16 protein-coding genes are annotated in these 14,596 nt (G+C 39.9%); 8 read left to right on the forward strand and 8 right to left on the reverse strand.

Annotation, left to right across the window (positions count from 1 at the left end; all coding sequences use genetic code 11):
* Positions 1–187 precede the first annotated feature (187 nt).
* Genes AC20OE_RS00380 through mnhG form a run of 7 tightly spaced genes read left to right on the forward strand, consistent with a single transcriptional unit; the run spans position 188 to position 5,958 of the window.
* Positions 188–2,593, forward strand: coding sequence for a Na+/H+ antiporter subunit A (locus AC20OE_RS00380; protein WP_341084361.1), 2,406 nt, complete (start codon positions 188–190; stop codon positions 2,591–2,593).
* Positions 2,590–3,021 (forward strand): Na(+)/H(+) antiporter subunit B, encoded by a 432-nt coding sequence (locus AC20OE_RS00385; protein ID WP_039181111.1) that lies wholly within the window; start codon positions 2,590–2,592, stop codon positions 3,019–3,021. Before AC20OE_RS00380 ends, AC20OE_RS00385 begins: the two co-directional genes overlap by 4 nt.
* Entirely contained in the window at positions 3,021–3,362 is a 342-nt protein-coding gene (locus tag AC20OE_RS00390) for a Na(+)/H(+) antiporter subunit C (RefSeq protein ID WP_024423316.1), read from the forward strand. The genes AC20OE_RS00385 and AC20OE_RS00390 overlap by 1 nt, the downstream gene beginning before the upstream one ends.
* Positions 3,355–4,833 (forward strand): Na+/H+ antiporter subunit D, encoded by a 1,479-nt coding sequence (locus AC20OE_RS00395; RefSeq protein WP_044332445.1) that lies wholly within the window; start codon positions 3,355–3,357, stop codon positions 4,831–4,833. The genes AC20OE_RS00390 and AC20OE_RS00395 overlap by 8 nt, the downstream gene beginning before the upstream one ends.
* A 6-nt stretch (positions 4,834–4,839) precedes the next feature.
* A complete protein-coding gene (locus AC20OE_RS00400; RefSeq protein ID WP_059375889.1) occupies positions 4,840–5,319 on the forward strand; it encodes a Na+/H+ antiporter subunit E in 480 nt (159 codons plus the stop codon).
* Positions 5,319–5,600 (forward strand): Na(+)/H(+) antiporter subunit F1, encoded by a 282-nt coding sequence (locus AC20OE_RS00405; RefSeq protein WP_039181117.1) that lies wholly within the window; start codon positions 5,319–5,321, stop codon positions 5,598–5,600. The genes AC20OE_RS00400 and AC20OE_RS00405 overlap by 1 nt, the downstream gene beginning before the upstream one ends.
* Complete coding sequence (gene mnhG / locus AC20OE_RS00410) at positions 5,584–5,958, forward strand: monovalent cation/H(+) antiporter subunit G (protein WP_024423320.1); 375 nt, start codon at positions 5,584–5,586, stop codon at positions 5,956–5,958. Before AC20OE_RS00405 ends, mnhG begins: the two co-directional genes overlap by 17 nt.
* A gap of 94 nt (positions 5,959–6,052) precedes the next feature.
* Here mnhG and AC20OE_RS00415 read toward each other — a convergent pair whose 3' ends face one another.
* The 6 genes from AC20OE_RS00415 to degQ form a co-directional block, all read right to left on the reverse strand.
* The gene (locus AC20OE_RS00415) at positions 6,053–6,442 is read right to left on the reverse strand and encodes a hotdog fold thioesterase (protein ID WP_059375892.1); all 390 of its coding nucleotides are present in this window, start codon (positions 6,440–6,442) and stop codon (positions 6,053–6,055) included.
* A 23-nt stretch (positions 6,443–6,465) separates the two neighbouring features.
* Positions 6,466–7,107 carry a two-component system response regulator ComA gene (gene comA / locus AC20OE_RS00420; RefSeq protein WP_024423322.1) on the reverse strand — a complete coding sequence of 214 codons (642 nt, stop codon included), beginning with the start codon at positions 7,105–7,107 and terminating at the stop codon, positions 6,466–6,468.
* 80 nt (positions 7,108–7,187) lie between these two features.
* Positions 7,188–9,479, reverse strand: coding sequence for an ATP-binding protein (locus AC20OE_RS00425; protein ID WP_487267990.1), 2,292 nt, complete (start codon positions 9,477–9,479; stop codon positions 7,188–7,190).
* A 13-nt stretch (positions 9,480–9,492) separates the two neighbouring features.
* Positions 9,493–9,666, reverse strand: coding sequence for a competence pheromone ComX (gene comX / locus AC20OE_RS00430; protein ID WP_058838081.1), 174 nt, complete (start codon positions 9,664–9,666; stop codon positions 9,493–9,495).
* Positions 9,644–10,567, reverse strand: a complete 924-nt coding sequence (locus AC20OE_RS00435; RefSeq protein WP_058838082.1) for a polyprenyl synthetase family protein — start codon at positions 10,565–10,567, stop codon at positions 9,644–9,646. Before AC20OE_RS00435 ends, comX begins: the two co-directional genes overlap by 23 nt.
* Before the next feature lie 151 nt (positions 10,568–10,718).
* Entirely contained in the window at positions 10,719–10,859 is a 141-nt protein-coding gene (gene degQ, locus AC20OE_RS00440; RefSeq protein ID WP_003213123.1) for a degradation enzyme regulation protein DegQ, read from the reverse strand.
* 505 nt (positions 10,860–11,364) lie between these two features.
* Between degQ and AC20OE_RS00445 the strand changes: the two genes are divergently transcribed.
* Positions 11,365–11,721, forward strand: coding sequence for a YuzC family spore coat inner layer protein (locus AC20OE_RS00445; protein WP_099663620.1), 357 nt, complete (start codon positions 11,365–11,367; stop codon positions 11,719–11,721).
* Positions 11,722–11,756: 35 nt separating this feature from the next.
* Here the strand turns inward: AC20OE_RS00445 and AC20OE_RS00450 are convergent, their stop codons facing one another.
* Together AC20OE_RS00450 and AC20OE_RS00455 are read right to left on the reverse strand one after the other, a co-directional pair.
* On the reverse strand, positions 11,757–12,983 hold the full coding sequence (locus AC20OE_RS00450; protein ID WP_047203313.1) for an EAL and HDOD domain-containing protein: 1,227 nt from the start codon (positions 12,981–12,983) through the stop codon (positions 11,757–11,759).
* A 137-nt stretch (positions 12,984–13,120) separates the two neighbouring features.
* Positions 13,121–14,593 carry a nicotinate phosphoribosyltransferase gene (locus AC20OE_RS00455; RefSeq protein ID WP_024423327.1) on the reverse strand — a complete coding sequence of 491 codons (1,473 nt, stop codon included), beginning with the start codon at positions 14,591–14,593 and terminating at the stop codon, positions 13,121–13,123.
* Between the last annotated feature and the right edge of the window lie 3 nt (positions 14,594–14,596).

Genomic DNA, 14,596 nt, shown 5'->3' on the forward strand with positions numbered 1-14,596 from the left:
AAAACAAAACAATATACAATGAGTGTCATTTTTGATAAAATTATTTTTGTGGTCAAAAGAACCTAAAACAAATACAGTTTGCTTGAATTCATTTCAAACCAATGCACTATGGCTGTATTTACGCTATAATTTTAATTACCAGTTCTTTAGAACGTGAATTTATATTGATCAAAGGAGGTTCATTTTCTTGCAGCTTATTCACTTCGCCATCCTATCACCTTTTTTACTCGCTTTTGTTGTACCTTTCCTTTACAAATATGTGAAGCGTATACATACAGGATGGTTTGTTCTCATCTTGCCGATTCTTTTATTTACCTATTTCATCCAAATGTTACATATCACTTCGAATGGACGAACGCTTTTCTCACAGGCTGAATGGATTCCATCTTTAGGGATGAATTTCACTGTGTATGTCGATGGTCTCAGCCTGTTATTTGCTTTATTAATTACAGGTATCGGCGCACTTGTGGTACTGTACAGTATTTTCTACTTATCAAAGGAAAAAGAACAGCTTGGCTCTTTCTACACGTATTTGCTCATGTTTATGACCGCGATGCTGGGTGTCGTTCTTTCTGACAACATGGTGGTTCTATACTTGTTTTGGGAGTTAACGAGTATCTCTTCCTTCCTCTTAATTGGGTATTGGTATAAGCGGGAGCGCTCTAGGTATGGAGCAACGAAATCACTGCTTATTACTGTTTTTGGCGGATTAGCTATGCTTGGTGGCTTCATCCTCATTTACCTGATTACTGATTCATTCAGTATTCGTGAAGCAGTCAATCAGCTTCAGCTCATTATGGCATCACCTTACTTTATTCCTGCCATGATCCTAATCTTAATAGGTGCCTTTACGAAATCAGCGCAGTTCCCATTCTATATCTGGCTGCCTGATGCAATGGAAGCACCGACCCCTGTGAGCAGTTATCTGCATTCTGCTACGATGGTGAAAGCCGGTATTTATCTTGTTGCCCGCTTCAGTCCAATCTTTGCTATATCAGAGGTATGGTTCTGGACCATTTCCATTGTTGGACTTGTCACATTATTCTGGGGATCATTCCACGCCGTCCGGCAAAACGATTTGAAAGCCATTCTGGCCTATTCGACAGTGAGTCAGCTCGGCATGATTATGCTCATGCTTGGCGTCGGCGCAGCTGCGATTCATGAAAACAATCCTGCCTTTTTTGGCGCAGCCATTCTTGCAGCTATTTTTCACCTCATTAACCATGCTACGTTTAAAGGCAGTCTCTTTATGGCAGCAGGTATTATCGATCATGAAACAGGAACTCGTGACATTCGGAAATTAGGCGGATTAATGACGATCATGCCGATTACCTTCACAATTACGTTAATCGGTACATTTTCAATGGCCGGATTACCGCCATTTAACGGTTTCTTAAGTAAAGAGCTATTTTTCACAAGTATGATACGAATTTCTGACATCAGCTTTACGGACGTTTCAACATGGGGTGCTATCATCCCTGCACTTGCTTGGCTTGCTAGTGTCTTTACGTTCATTTATAGTATGATGCTCCTCTTTAAAACTTTTAGAGGCCGTCTGAATATAGACCAATTGGAGAAAAAACCGCATGAAGCACCGATCGGCATGCTCATTCCGCCAATCATTCTAGCTGCACTTGTGGTCACCTTCTTCTTTTTCCCTAATATTCTTGCCTATTCTGTCATCGAACCCGCAATTGCGGCGATCATTCCTGAAGCGATTGAAACAGGAAGCCGTTTTTCTGTGAAAATTGAAGCATGGCATGGCTTCCAGCCAGAGCTCTATATGACAATAGGTGTTGTTGTACTCGGCACAATCGGCTACTTGACGCTTTCAAAATGGCGTCCAATGTACAACATCTTTAAGGAAAAATGGTCATTTAACGCTTTATACGACCGCTCTCTTATCGGTTTGGAAAAAGGGTCATACCGCTTGACAAACAGTTATATGACTGGTTTTCTTCGTGACTATCTTGTTTATGTGTTTGGGTTCATGATTATCGTCATTGGCGGCGTCATGTTTTATCAGCAGGCCTTTTCATTTCAAACAGATCAGGCTGCCTCAATTGGCACGTATGAGGTGATTCTTTCACTTGTGATGGTGGCGGCGACGATTGCAACAGTATTCGCAAGCTCACGATTAACAGCTATTATTGCTCTAGGTGTCATGGGCTACACGCTGTCATTATTCTTCGTGATTTTCAGAGCACCTGACCTTGCGCTGACGCAGCTGATTATTGAAACGATTTCTGTCGCACTGTTTTTGCTTTGCTTCTATCATTTGCCGAAGCTGAGCTTAAAGCAAAAAACGAGAAGATTCAAAATGACCAATTTCATCATTTCATTAGGTGTTGGGGTTGTTGTCACTTGTCTAGCTTTCGCTTCCACAAGTCAGCAGTCACTTGACACTATCTCAACTTACTTTATTGAAAACAGCTACAAACTTGCTGGCGGTGACAATATTGTCAATGTCATTCTTGTCGATTTCAGGGGCTTTGACACCCTTTTTGAAATCACTGTGCTCGCCATTGCGGCACTTGGTATTTATGGGTTATTAAAAACACAAGCAAAACGGAAGAGAGGTGTGCGGCGATGAGAAAGATTGATACGAATGATATGCTTTTGCAAGTCACAACAAAAATCACAGCATTCATCATCTTGCTTTTCTCCCTTCACCTATTTCTTGCGGGGCATAACAATCCTGGCGGCGGATTCATTGGCGGCCTGATGAGTTCTGCGGCTGTCGTTCTTCTGCTTTTAGCCTATGATCTGAAAACAGTAAGACGCATTTTACCCTTTGACTTTATTTATGTAGCTGGAGCCGGTTTGCTCGTTGCGATCCTGACAGGTATGGGATCCTTTCTATTCGGTGCACCTTTTCTATCACATGCATTTGATTATTTCCAATTACCGTTTTTAGGAAAAACAGAACTGGCGACAGCCGTCCTGTTTGATATCGGTGTGTATTTGGTCGTTGTCGGTGTCACCATGACCATTATTCAAATGATTGGAGAGAAGGAATAATGGAATTTCTAATGTCTATTATCGTCGGAATTATTTTTATGGCGGCGACCTATTTGATGCTGTCAAAAAGCCTTCTGCGGGTCATCGTCGGTACTGCTGTTTTGAGTCACGGCGTCCACTTGCTTCTTTTAACAATGGGCGGCTTAAAAAAGGGAGCGCCTCCAGTTCTAAAAGAGGGGCTCACATCCTATGTAGATCCATTGCCGCAAGCATTAATTTTAACAGCCATTGTCATTGCTTTTGGTGTGACATCCTTATTACTTGTCATGGCCTTCCGAGCCTTCCAAGAGCTGCGAACAGATGACATGGATCAAATGAGAGGAAATGATCAGCATGAATAATCTCGTGATCCTGCCTATTTTAATTCCATTACTAGCTGCTACACTATTGATTTTTATGAATAAAAACATCATGCTGTCAAGAGTTTTTAGTGTCTTGGCATCTCTCTCAGCCATTATATGTAATGCATATTTGGTTCAAACGATTTTCACAAATGGGATACAAACCCTTTATTTAGGCGGCTGGAAAGCACCATTTGGGATTGCCCTTGTCGCCGATCAATTTGCTGCACTCCTTGTGCTGACTGCTTCCGTTGTCGGGCTTGTGACAGTCCTCTTCTCCTTTCAAACGATTGGGAAAGAAAGAGAGCGGCTCTTCTATTATTCTGGCGTGCAGTTTTTGTTAGCTGGCGTGAGCGGAGCCTTTTTAACGGGAGATATATTCAACCTGTTTGTCTTCTTTGAATTACTGCTGATGGCCTCTTATATGCTCATTGTATTAGGCGGATCAAAGCCTCAGCTTCGTGAATCACTCAAATATATTGTGTTTAATATCATCTCGTCGGCATTATTTATTGTCGGAGTTGCCTGCTTATATGCAGTGACGGGTACGCTCAATATGGCTGATTTAAGTGTGAAAATAGCTGAATCAGGGCAAACAGGGTTAATCACTGTTATTTCCATCCTGTTCCTCATTGTATTCGGCTTAAAAGCTGGGATCTTCCCGCTTTATTTCTGGCTGCCAGGATCGTATCATGCACCGCCAGCAGCGATTTCAGCTCTTTTTGGTGCTTTGCTCACAAAGGTTGGCTTATATGCGATTGCCAGAGTCTTTACATTAATTTTTATACACGATACAGGCTTCACCCATACACTCATGGCGTGGCTTGCCGCACTGACGGTGATATTCGGTGTGATAGGTTCGATCGCCTATTCTGATGTGCAGAAGATTGTGATTTATAATATTGTCACAGCTGTTGGGGTCATTTTGTTTGGATTTGCAGCCAACACACCTGCATCACTCCAAGGAGCCATTTATTATCTCATTCACGACATGGTGATCAAAGGGGCTTTATTTATGCTGGCAGGTGCCCTCTTTGTGTACGCTGGCACAAACCAACTGAAAAAAATGGGCGGACTGATTCAATCTCAGCCTCTATTAGGATGGATGTTTTTCATTTCGGCTTTATCGCTGGCAGGAATTCCGCCGCTGAGTGGCTTTGTTGGAAAACTAAAAATTGTGGAAGGTGGATTTTCTGCTGGATACATGACGTTTTCTATCTTGGTCTTACTGTCCAGCCTCCTTGTCCTCTACTCTATTATGAAGATTTTCATGTCCGCATTTTGGGGCGAGGAACAGGATATGCGACGAAGAAAGCCGTCAATTAAAGGAATGGTGTACCCTGGCGTACTGCTTGTCGTCTTATCGCTTGCCATTGGGTTAGGGACAGAGTTCATTGCCCCTTATATCAATCAAGCAGCGGAAATGCTCTCTACACCAGAAAAATATATTCAAGCTGTGCTGAAGGAGTAGATGAACATGGCTTTTCAAATATTACTAAACGCTCTCCTCGCCTTTACATGGATGTTTATGAATGACACATACAGAGCCGCAGACTTTGTATCAGGTTTTGCATTAGGGATGATCGCCATTTTTATGCTGCGTCGATTTTTCCCGCAGCGTTTTTACGGCTATGCCCTTTATGCGATTTTCAAGCTGATCATCATTTTTATTCGCGAGCTGCTTCTTGCCAATTTAAGTGTATTAAAGACCGTATTATCTCCAAAGCTCAAGATTAAGCCCGGTATTTTCGCCTTTCGTACGGATTTGAAAACAGATTGGGAAATCACCATACTGGCTAATATGATTACATTGACACCAGGTACACTAGTGATTGATATTTCCGACGATCGTTCCATTTTATACATTCATGCGATGGATATTGAAGATGCTGAAAAAGCCATTCACGATATCCGGGTTTCATTTGAAAAAGCGATTCAGGAGGTGAGCGGTAAGTAATGGAACTCATTTTGCAAATTTCACTTGGCATTCTTGCGCTGTCTACCTTGCTTTTTGTGATACGAGTGATCAAAGGTCCGTCTATTCCTGATCGTGTGAGTGCGCTTGATGCGATAGGAATCAATTTAATTGGGATGACAGCCATCGTTTCAATTTTACTGAAAACAACTGCATTCTTTGAGATTATTTTACTGCTCGGTATCCTTGCCTTTATCGGTACTGTCGCTTTTTCCAAATTTCTTGAGAAAGGGGAAGTGATTGAAAATGATCGTCATCGCTAAAGCCATCGTCATTTTCTTTATCCTGCTGGGCGCTATCCTCTGTTTGATTTCAGCTATTGGTGTCCTTCGCCTGCCGGATGTTTACACACGTATGCATGCTGCATCAAAAGCATCGACACTTGGCGTTGTTCTGATTTTAGTAGGTGTGTTTTTTCATGAATGGTTTCTTGCAGGCGTTATTTCTGCAAAAATCCTTCTCGGCATCGTATTCATCTTCCTGACAGCACCAGTCGGCGCACACTTAATCGGAAGAGCCGCCTACAATACTGGTGTTAAGCTCGACAAACGCAGTGTACAAGATGATTATGGCGGTTTCCGTAACTTTGTAATTAAACGAAAAGAAGATTCTTATTTATAAAAAGCGAAAAAGAATGGCCTGATATGTTGGGCCATTCTTTTTTTTATCTCTCAACGTGCATATAAAAAAAGCTTCCGCTGCACCGGGAGCTTTTTTATATGCGATCAATGACAGCAAGTGTGCATCTGGACGTACAGATGTGCCGGTCTCGATCATCTTTTATATCGATTTGAAATACCATTGTACGCCGTCCTACATGCACAGGAACAGCTGTCGCTGTCACAACTCCATCGCGCACAGATTTTAAATGATTGGCATTGATTTCAATACCTGAGCAAACTTGCTGCGTTAAGTCTAAATGAGCCGCAGCCCCCATGCTCGCCACTGTTTCTGCTAGAGCAGCAGATGCTCCTCCATGCAGTAGTCCAAATGGCTGTTTTGTTCTGTGATCGACTGGCATTGTTGCAACGCATCGTGATTCATTGCACTCTATAATCTCAATGCCTAGTGCCTCAAGCAGTGTATTTGATCCGCTCACATTCATTAAGGCCCTCTCCCTTCACACGTTTACAGCACACTTTCAGACTTGGCAATTAACACCGCTTCTGTACGAGATCCAACATTCAGCTTATTAAAGATGGATGTCAAACTGTACTCAATTGACCGTTTGCTCAAATGAAGCACATCGGCAATCTCCTGGTTCGTGTATCCTTTTTCCACTTCTCTAAGGATCAAACACTCCCGTTCCGTTAAGAGATCGTGGTCAGTCTGCTGCGCTTGTTCTGGCTTTTCTTGCTGCTGTGAAATTAATTTCTTTAAATAGGACAGCTGAATGACAACTTCTCCTTGCAATGTCCGGTGTATGTATTCAATAATTTTGTCTTTCGTCTCTGTTTTACTAATTGCACCGTGTAATCCAGCCCGAATAGCCTCTTCAAAATAATCATCTACTTCATACCCTGTATAAATGATAATTTTCACTTGATGGTTGGTTTCTAAAATTTGTTTCGCTATGTCCATTCCATTGATATCCCCGAGATTTAAATCCATTAAAATCACATCATAGATGGAAAAGTCATGCGTCTTTAAAAAGGCGGCTTCTGCATCAGGACTTAAACAATCGACTGATAGCTGCTGGTCTGATTCTAATATGCTTTTTGTCCCTTCCATGACAGCCGGATGATCATCAATGACCAATATCTTCTTCATGTCTTCCTCCCTTTAAATCACTCACTTCCATTTTATATAAAAGACTTGGCTGATGCCAAGTCTTAATCCTTAATAAATGGTTACAATTCCATTTCAATTTTCACCTTGAGCCCTTTTTCCGGTGCTGTGTGAATTTGAAGCTTTCCATTTAACGCTTTCACTCGTTCTCTAATTCCCGAAAGCCCCATGCTCATTGTGTGCTGATCAAGATGACTTGCATCAAAACCGACTCCATCATCCTCATAGTGAAGAACAACCTGATCTTTAATACAAATTAGCATCACTAACACTTGAGTGGCCTTAGAGTGCTTCAGGGCATTAGATAACAGCTCCTGAACAATACGGTAAATATTCAGCTGTGAATCAATATCAATGTCCAATTCTTTATCAAAGCGTGTCGTATTCAGCCTAATATGAAACGGTGCTTCCTCCTGAATTTGAGAAGTCAGCTTCGATATCGCCTTTACTAAACCTAAATCATACAGCAGCTGAGGCCGAAGCTCATGACATGTTTCTCTCGTCGTTTGAATCACTTTAGACATTTGATCGTTCCATGAGACAAGCGAATTTTCAATGGAGGTTGGGCATTGGTTGTTTTGGAAATTCGTTAAAAACATCTCTGACTGCCTTTTTAACGATATCAAGTCCTGCAGCACGGAATCATGAAGATCCCTCGCTAAATCTGAGCGCTGCTTTTCTTCCATGGCAAACATGATTTTCTTCAGCCACGCAGGATTGGCCTCGCGCTGTTTCAAATCGTCAAGATGCTCCATCAATTCTTCGATCTTGACGACATTTTCTAAACTGACACTGGTGTAAAATGCCAATGTTTTCAACCAAGAAATTTCATCACGAGATAATTTTGGTGTCCGTAAATTAGATAAACAGCAAATCACAAAAGAGTGACCGCCCCGCTCACCAATTTTCATCATAAATCCTTTATCAAGCGCAATGATTTTACCAACTTCACCTAATAATTCTTGAAATTGGTCTACATACCTTTTCCATAGCTTACTGTCCTCTGTCGATTCATCAATCTCTTCAACCTGTCCATCTGCCTTCACTTGCAGCACAAAAGCTTTATTAACAACAAGCACTTCTAAAATGGTGTATTTCAAATGGTATAACACTTGGTGAAGTGATGACGCTTCACGAATGAGCTGCGTGAATTTAAACACACTGTCCTGATAATTATGCTTCTCTGAAAAACGCTTCAGACGAAAACGGAAATCGATGATTTCTTTAAAATAGAAGACAGTGAGCATAAGAATATACGTGATAATCGTAAATTTCATTGTATAAAAGTTAGCACTTGGCTTCTGAATGAAATCAAAAATAACGACTACCACTATAGTAGGTGTGATGGCTAAAAGACTATAATATTTGATTCTCCCCAAGAAGAAATCAACATTATATAATTTATTTGTCATAAATTGATAGACTAAAAAAAACGGAATCAATAGAGCGAACGATGCAAGGATATAAGGTGAAATAAAATATTTATGAAACAAATAAGGAATAATAAAAAATAGCATAAATGGACTGAATGATGAGATCAAAATAAGTGCAAAGGCACTAAGGACATTTCCGATTTCAGTCCCTTTCAACTTTTTAGCAGCCTTTAAAGTGATAATAATCGTAATAAATGCAAGTGCAAAGAATGAAAGTAAGTTAAAAGCAGCTAAAACCATATTTTTAAACAGAATTTCTAATACAATATTTATAAAAGGGACGGCATACAAACAAAGAAGTACACGCCAACTAATAATTTCCGTTCCTAATTCCTTTATATATTGATACATAAAGTGCATATACAACGGCGGTACACAAGTCATCGTAGAAATGACGATAAAACCGCTAATATATTCCCCTTTACCAGAGCCGCCAGAACTTACATAGGCTACAGCAACAGCTAGCAAAAAGAGAGCAAGAATGTATGCAGACTCTTTTTTCCTAGATTTATTGATTTTTAAAATCATAAATATACAGAATAAACAAATCGAATAAAAAATGATAGGTATTAAATAAATAAACAGATTTTCTTGACTTAATAAGCTTACATTCTCTATTTCAATTTCATCACCATGTCTATCAACAACTAAGCTCTTGACATTCGCTAAATAACCTCGTCTTACTTCTTTGGTTGGTTCTTTATTACCGTTCACTTCAAGGATGATATCGCCTTTTCTCACACCAGCATAATAGCTGTCTGTAAAATCTACAACATCCTCTATTTCAAGTTGTCCGTCACTATTCACCGAAACGACTGCTCCTACAAAAATATTAAACACATTGATGTAGGAAATATAAATCACATAAATGAAGCTAAGGATCAGTAAAATAAAAGTTAATTTCGAGTAAAATTTTTGCATAGACCCTCTATACTCACCCAGCATCTCTCCATTTTTTTGATCTAATGGTGTCTTCTTTTTGAAAACCTTCAACAATAATGCTTGCAGTCACTTGATCAACGTGAAGTAACGATGCATTTCCATTTGCAACTTGCTTTAATGCCAAAGGATTCTCCACTAGATAACTAACTAGTTTCTGAATGTTCATCTTCTCCATCTCCAATTAAAAAGAGTATTAGCTTTTCCTTTTTAGAAGCCTCTAAATGTAGTATTTTGAATGCTTCTTTAAACTTATTTCTGAGAAGGTTTCTCATAATAAATACATATTGTTGAACACCAGATTCTTTTAATTTATCCTTTAATTCTTCAGAGCCGATGCTCTTATCCTCTGATTGATAATAACTGAGCAAGTCTGAACTGGATGGATTAAATTCATTTTTTAAATATACTAGCGGTAATGTTTGCATTCTTTTAAAATCAATATTCTTTTTATTAAAAAGAGCCACATAGTCATTTTCAAGCTGCTCTGCCATGCCTAGATAATAAGCATATTCTTCTACATTTTTTTCAAATGAACCTGTTGCCAAGATAACCCCTAACATACAGGGTAACACAAACAGTGATCCTGCCTTTAACTTCATGATATTTAAACAATCCTGCTCATTCTCCGGCTCCAGTGTCATATCCAAATACTGTCCTTGCATTGACTGAAAGGAATAGGAGTATACACTGTTTAAAAGCTCCGGTGCATGATCAAGCTTTGAAAAGACTTCAAAGCTCAATACAAAAAGAACATTCGCCGCATTAATCGCAATTCCGCTCTGACATTTCATCCAAGGATACGAATCATTGTCCTGATCTTCAATATCATCTAATATATCGGCTGATAAGATGAGAAGTTCAATCCCTGCTGCCAGTTTTGTAATCGCTTGCTTGTCTTGACCGCCAAATGCCTCATAATGCTGGTAAGCTAATTGTCCAAAAGGGAATTCATTCTTTATATCAGTAAATTTCAGAAGCAGCTTTTGTAAATCATTCTGCCTGACTGCATGTTGAATAAAATCAGACATATTCTGCTTGATTTTTGTATTCTCTAGATAGTTTAGCATACTCGATCTTGTACCTCACCCTTTCGCCTTTTATTTTACTAAAAAGACATGAGCAAATGTCCACTGACATCGCTATTTAACAATTATATAATAATATATCCTTTTTTTGTATGTATTTGGATAAAAAAAAGACTTGATGATTATCAAGTCTTTAAGAAATTTTCACATATTCATATTTGTCGTATTGATCAATGCTTTTGTTAATGTTATGAAGAGAAGCCGTTGTTTCTCTGATTTCGTTTTCAAGTTTCCATAATAATTGTTTAAGTTCTTCGATTTCATACTTTTCCATCGATTCCACTCTCCTTTTTTGGAAGATCAATGTATTTGTGTATGGTGATTGGGTCATAAGTATTTGATCTGTTACTAACAGTGTAAATGTAATTGAGTATTTTTTCACCGAAAAGTATGCACAAAACGTGTGCGCGATACCGCAAAATTCAATAGGTCTTTTTTCATCATTTTCTGACTTTTCAAATCATACTTTTATCTCAATTTCAAGGGAATTGCGTCATTTTTGCGACAGGAATAGGCATCATTCGTCACACTTCTCTCCTAACAGAACGTACGATCCCCTCTATATCTTCGTTTTTGCGTGTCATAGGTCAGACGACAGACGCTATTGTGGACACCGCAATTTTTTGGCGACATTCACCGAAATTGACCGCAAAAGTACCTATTTTTATGCTGGAATTACAAAGATAGAAAGATCATTTTGATTCTTTATTCTGATTTTCTACATACATTTAGAACAGATATCCGTCCAATTTCACGCCAATGAGAGAAGAGGTGACCATGTGTTTTACTATGTACCTTATCCTGCTTTGCAGGTTCCCGCAATGAACAGCGCATACCCGACGCGCACGCCAATGACTTTTCCTCCAGTTGATGCCCACTCATTTCAACGAGCCGCAAAGGAATCAGCCCGTCTCGTTGCTGATGCTTCACTCATCACGCAGCAAATTTCCAGCTCTCTTCCGTTTGCGCAGCGCATCATGGAGGCTGCTGAGCGCTCTGATTCGACAAGTGTCATCCGAATGTTAAAGCAAATCGGGGTGAAAAGCGGCATTGATATCCGCTTTAGTCCAGAAGGCATTCGAATCTACTTGTCTCTTGCCTCCAGCAGACTTTTCCTTCTTTTACAGTGGGCATGACAAAGAAAAAGCCGCTCTCACGCGAGCGGCTTTTCTTAAGATTCAAACATTTTATGGCACCATTCAATGGCTTCTATATAACAGCCATAGGCTTCCTGTTTCGGGAGATTTCCATCGAACATTTCATCATCCCATTCATTTCGTTCAATACGTTTGGCCACACCTAGCACAAAAGAATAATCATTTTCATAGCCAAGCAGTGCCTCGCCAACTTCATCAGAAAGCGGCAGCTCCTTCACAAGTTCTGTAATATCTGCCCTGACAAGTGTATCGATGAGAGAAAACATGCCTGTCAGCATATAAGAGGCAGGGTGCTCTCGTTCAGTCCGATAGGCAATCAGTTCACACGTTTTGGCACGAATGAATGACATTTTGATAATTTCTTTTTGGCTTGAGTTAGCTTGGACATTCAGTTCTTTAAATGAAAGGATAAAGATCCAGCGCCGAATTTCATTAAACCCAAGCAGGATAATCGCCTGCCGGATACTCTTAATTTGATATAGACGTCTCATGCCGCCTGAATTCAGCATTTTTAATAATTGATATGATAGCGAAAGGTCACTTTCAATAAAATGGGTCACGGTCTGGATATTCGGCTGGTCCTTGCTTAACTCATTTAAAAGCTGATGGTACGCATGGAAGCTGGTCGATAATGCTCGTCCTGATATCACATGCGGCTCACTAAAGAAATACCCTTGAAACAGGTGGAAACCCGCTTCTAGCGCTTCTTCATATTCTCTTCTCGTTTCTACTTTTTCTGCTAGAAATCGAAGGCGATACTTTTTATACGTATTCAGAATAGCTCTTCGTTCTTGCGTTGTCGTTTTCAGAAAGTCAATTTTTAAAATATCAATGCAATAGAGGAGTTCCTCAAGCAGCTTGTCACTATAATGTGTTCCGTTTAGGAAGAAATCATCGAGTGCAATCGTATATCCCCATTTTTTTAACTGCTTACATCTCATAATAAGTGCCGGGGTAATCGGTACATTTTCTAATATCTCGATCACAAGCTGATGCGGATCAAAATAGGTGAGCAGATCAGATGAAAGCAAGCTTTCGGTGAAATTAATGTAGCATCGTTTTCCTTCTGTCAGTGTTTCGATGCCGATATTTAGAAAACTGTTGATAATGAGGTCCGTTGTCGCTTGATCACCGTCTTCAGCGCTATATGTATTGGTTTCACTATCTCTATAAAGCAGCTCATATGATACGACTTGTTCTTTTCTGTTAAAAATAGGCTGTCTCGCAACAAACACCCTCAACTGCTCCAATCCTCCTTTATGCCATGACAAACAAGATGTGCTTTCAGTATACCAAATGATTGCGCTTTTAGTTCATTTTCAATCGGTCAAAATAAAAAAAAGAGACCATCCGGCTTGATGATCTCCCTTTCTTCTAATCATTCGCTTTCATAAAGCTCTTTTTTGATTTTATTTTTCACATCATGGATAAACTGCATTTTATTATCCCAGCATTTTTGACTCAAATCGACTGGATATTCTTCTGGTTTGCTGATTCGTTTGTATTCCTCCCAGAAGAGTCCAAGACTGTCCTGCACGTAGGCTTGAATCGTTTGAATATCTGGATTGTCATAGACAAGTTTACCTTGTTCAAAAATCGGGACGTGAAGATCTTTCGCCACAAAGTTTGTTACGAATTTACTAATAAATGTATGCACAGGATGGAACATTTTTAGTTTATCCTCACTATGAACATCTTCCTCTTCAAGTGCAATGTAGTCACCTTCAGAATGATGGTTCAATTGATTAATAATGCGGTACACCCGTTTACGGCCTGGTGTTGTCACTTTCTCTGGGTTGGATGAAATTTTGATGGTATCATTCATTTTGCCGTTTTCTTCAATGGACACCAGTTTATACACTGCACCGAGGGCTGGCTGATCGAATGCTGTGATCAGTTTTGTCCCAACACCCCACACATCAATTTTGGCGCCCTGTGCTTTTAAATTCATAATGGTGTGTTCATCAAGATCGCTTGATGCAATGACTTTTGCATCATGGAATCCTGCTTCATCCAGCATTGTTCTAGCTTTTTTAGACAAGTATGCAAGGTCCCCGCTATCTAGTCTGACACCAATGAAGTTGATTTTGTCTCCAAATTCTTTCGCTACCTTAATCGCATTCGGAATACCTGATCTGACAGTATCATACGTATCGACTAAAAAGACACAGTCTGTATGTGTTTCAGCATATTTTTTAAATGCTGTATATTCATCGCGGTATGCTTGTACAAGTGCGTGAGCATGTGTTCCTGATACTGGGATGTTGAAGCGTTTTCCAGCACGAACATTACTTGTTGCTTGGAACCCGCCGATGAGTGCCGCTCTTGCTCCCCACATCGCCGCATCCATTTCATGTGCACGTCTTGTTCCGAATTCTAAAGCTGTCTCATCTTCAATGATTCCTTTAATCCGAGCTGCTTTTGTTGCAATCAGCGTCTGGAAATTCACGATATTGAGCAATGCCGTTTCGATTAACTGAGCTTCAACAAGCGTTGCCTCGATGCGCATAATCGGTTCATTCGCAAAGACAATTTCCCCTTCTCGCATTGAATGAAGTGTACCTGTAAAGGACAATCCGCTTAAATAGTCAATGAAATCGCTTTTATAACCAAGTTCATCTTTTAAATACGCGAGATCGCTTTCAGTGAAGGAAAAGTCCGATAAATATTCAATCGCTTTTTCTAAGCCAGCAAATACAGCGAAGCCATTGTCAAATGGAAGCTTTCTAAAGAAGAGTTCAAAGACTGCCTTCTTCTCATGTATGCCGTCTCTCCAATACGTTTCTGCCATGTTAATTTGATAAAGATCTGTATGTAGTGATAAACTGTCGTCATTAAACCGATGCTCCAACTT

Source organism: Bacillus sp. SRI_025, assembly GCF_057592095.1.

What these genes read in the sequence shown, in the direction of transcription:
- degQ (WP_003213123.1), bottom strand. Translation starts at nt 10,859, where the DNA reads ATGGAAAAGTATGAAATCGAAGAACTTAAACAATTATTATGGAAACTT.
- AC20OE_RS00390 (WP_024423316.1), top strand. Translation starts at nt 3,021, where the DNA reads ATGGAATTTCTAATGTCTATTATCGTCGGAATTATTTTTATGGCGGCG.
- comX (WP_058838081.1), bottom strand. Translation starts at nt 9,666, where the DNA reads ATGAACATTCAGAAACTAGTTAGTTATCTAGTGGAGAATCCTTTGGCA.
- AC20OE_RS00435 (WP_058838082.1), bottom strand. Translation starts at nt 10,567, where the DNA reads ATGCTAAACTATCTAGAGAATACAAAAATCAAGCAGAATATGTCTGAT.
- AC20OE_RS00425 (WP_487267990.1), bottom strand. Translation starts at nt 9,479, where the DNA reads ATGCAAAAATTTTACTCGAAATTAACTTTTATTTTACTGATCCTTAGC.
- comA (WP_024423322.1), bottom strand. Translation starts at nt 7,107, where the DNA reads ATGAAGAAGATATTGGTCATTGATGATCATCCGGCTGTCATGGAAGGG.
- AC20OE_RS00385 (WP_039181111.1), top strand. Translation starts at nt 2,590, where the DNA reads ATGAGAAAGATTGATACGAATGATATGCTTTTGCAAGTCACAACAAAA.
- AC20OE_RS00395 (WP_044332445.1), top strand. Translation starts at nt 3,355, where the DNA reads ATGAATAATCTCGTGATCCTGCCTATTTTAATTCCATTACTAGCTGCT.
- mnhG (WP_024423320.1), top strand. Translation starts at nt 5,584, where the DNA reads ATGATCGTCATCGCTAAAGCCATCGTCATTTTCTTTATCCTGCTGGGC.
- AC20OE_RS00400 (WP_059375889.1), top strand. Translation starts at nt 4,840, where the DNA reads ATGGCTTTTCAAATATTACTAAACGCTCTCCTCGCCTTTACATGGATG.
- AC20OE_RS00405 (WP_039181117.1), top strand. Translation starts at nt 5,319, where the DNA reads ATGGAACTCATTTTGCAAATTTCACTTGGCATTCTTGCGCTGTCTACC.
- AC20OE_RS00415 (WP_059375892.1), bottom strand. Translation starts at nt 6,442, where the DNA reads ATGAATGTGAGCGGATCAAATACACTGCTTGAGGCACTAGGCATTGAG.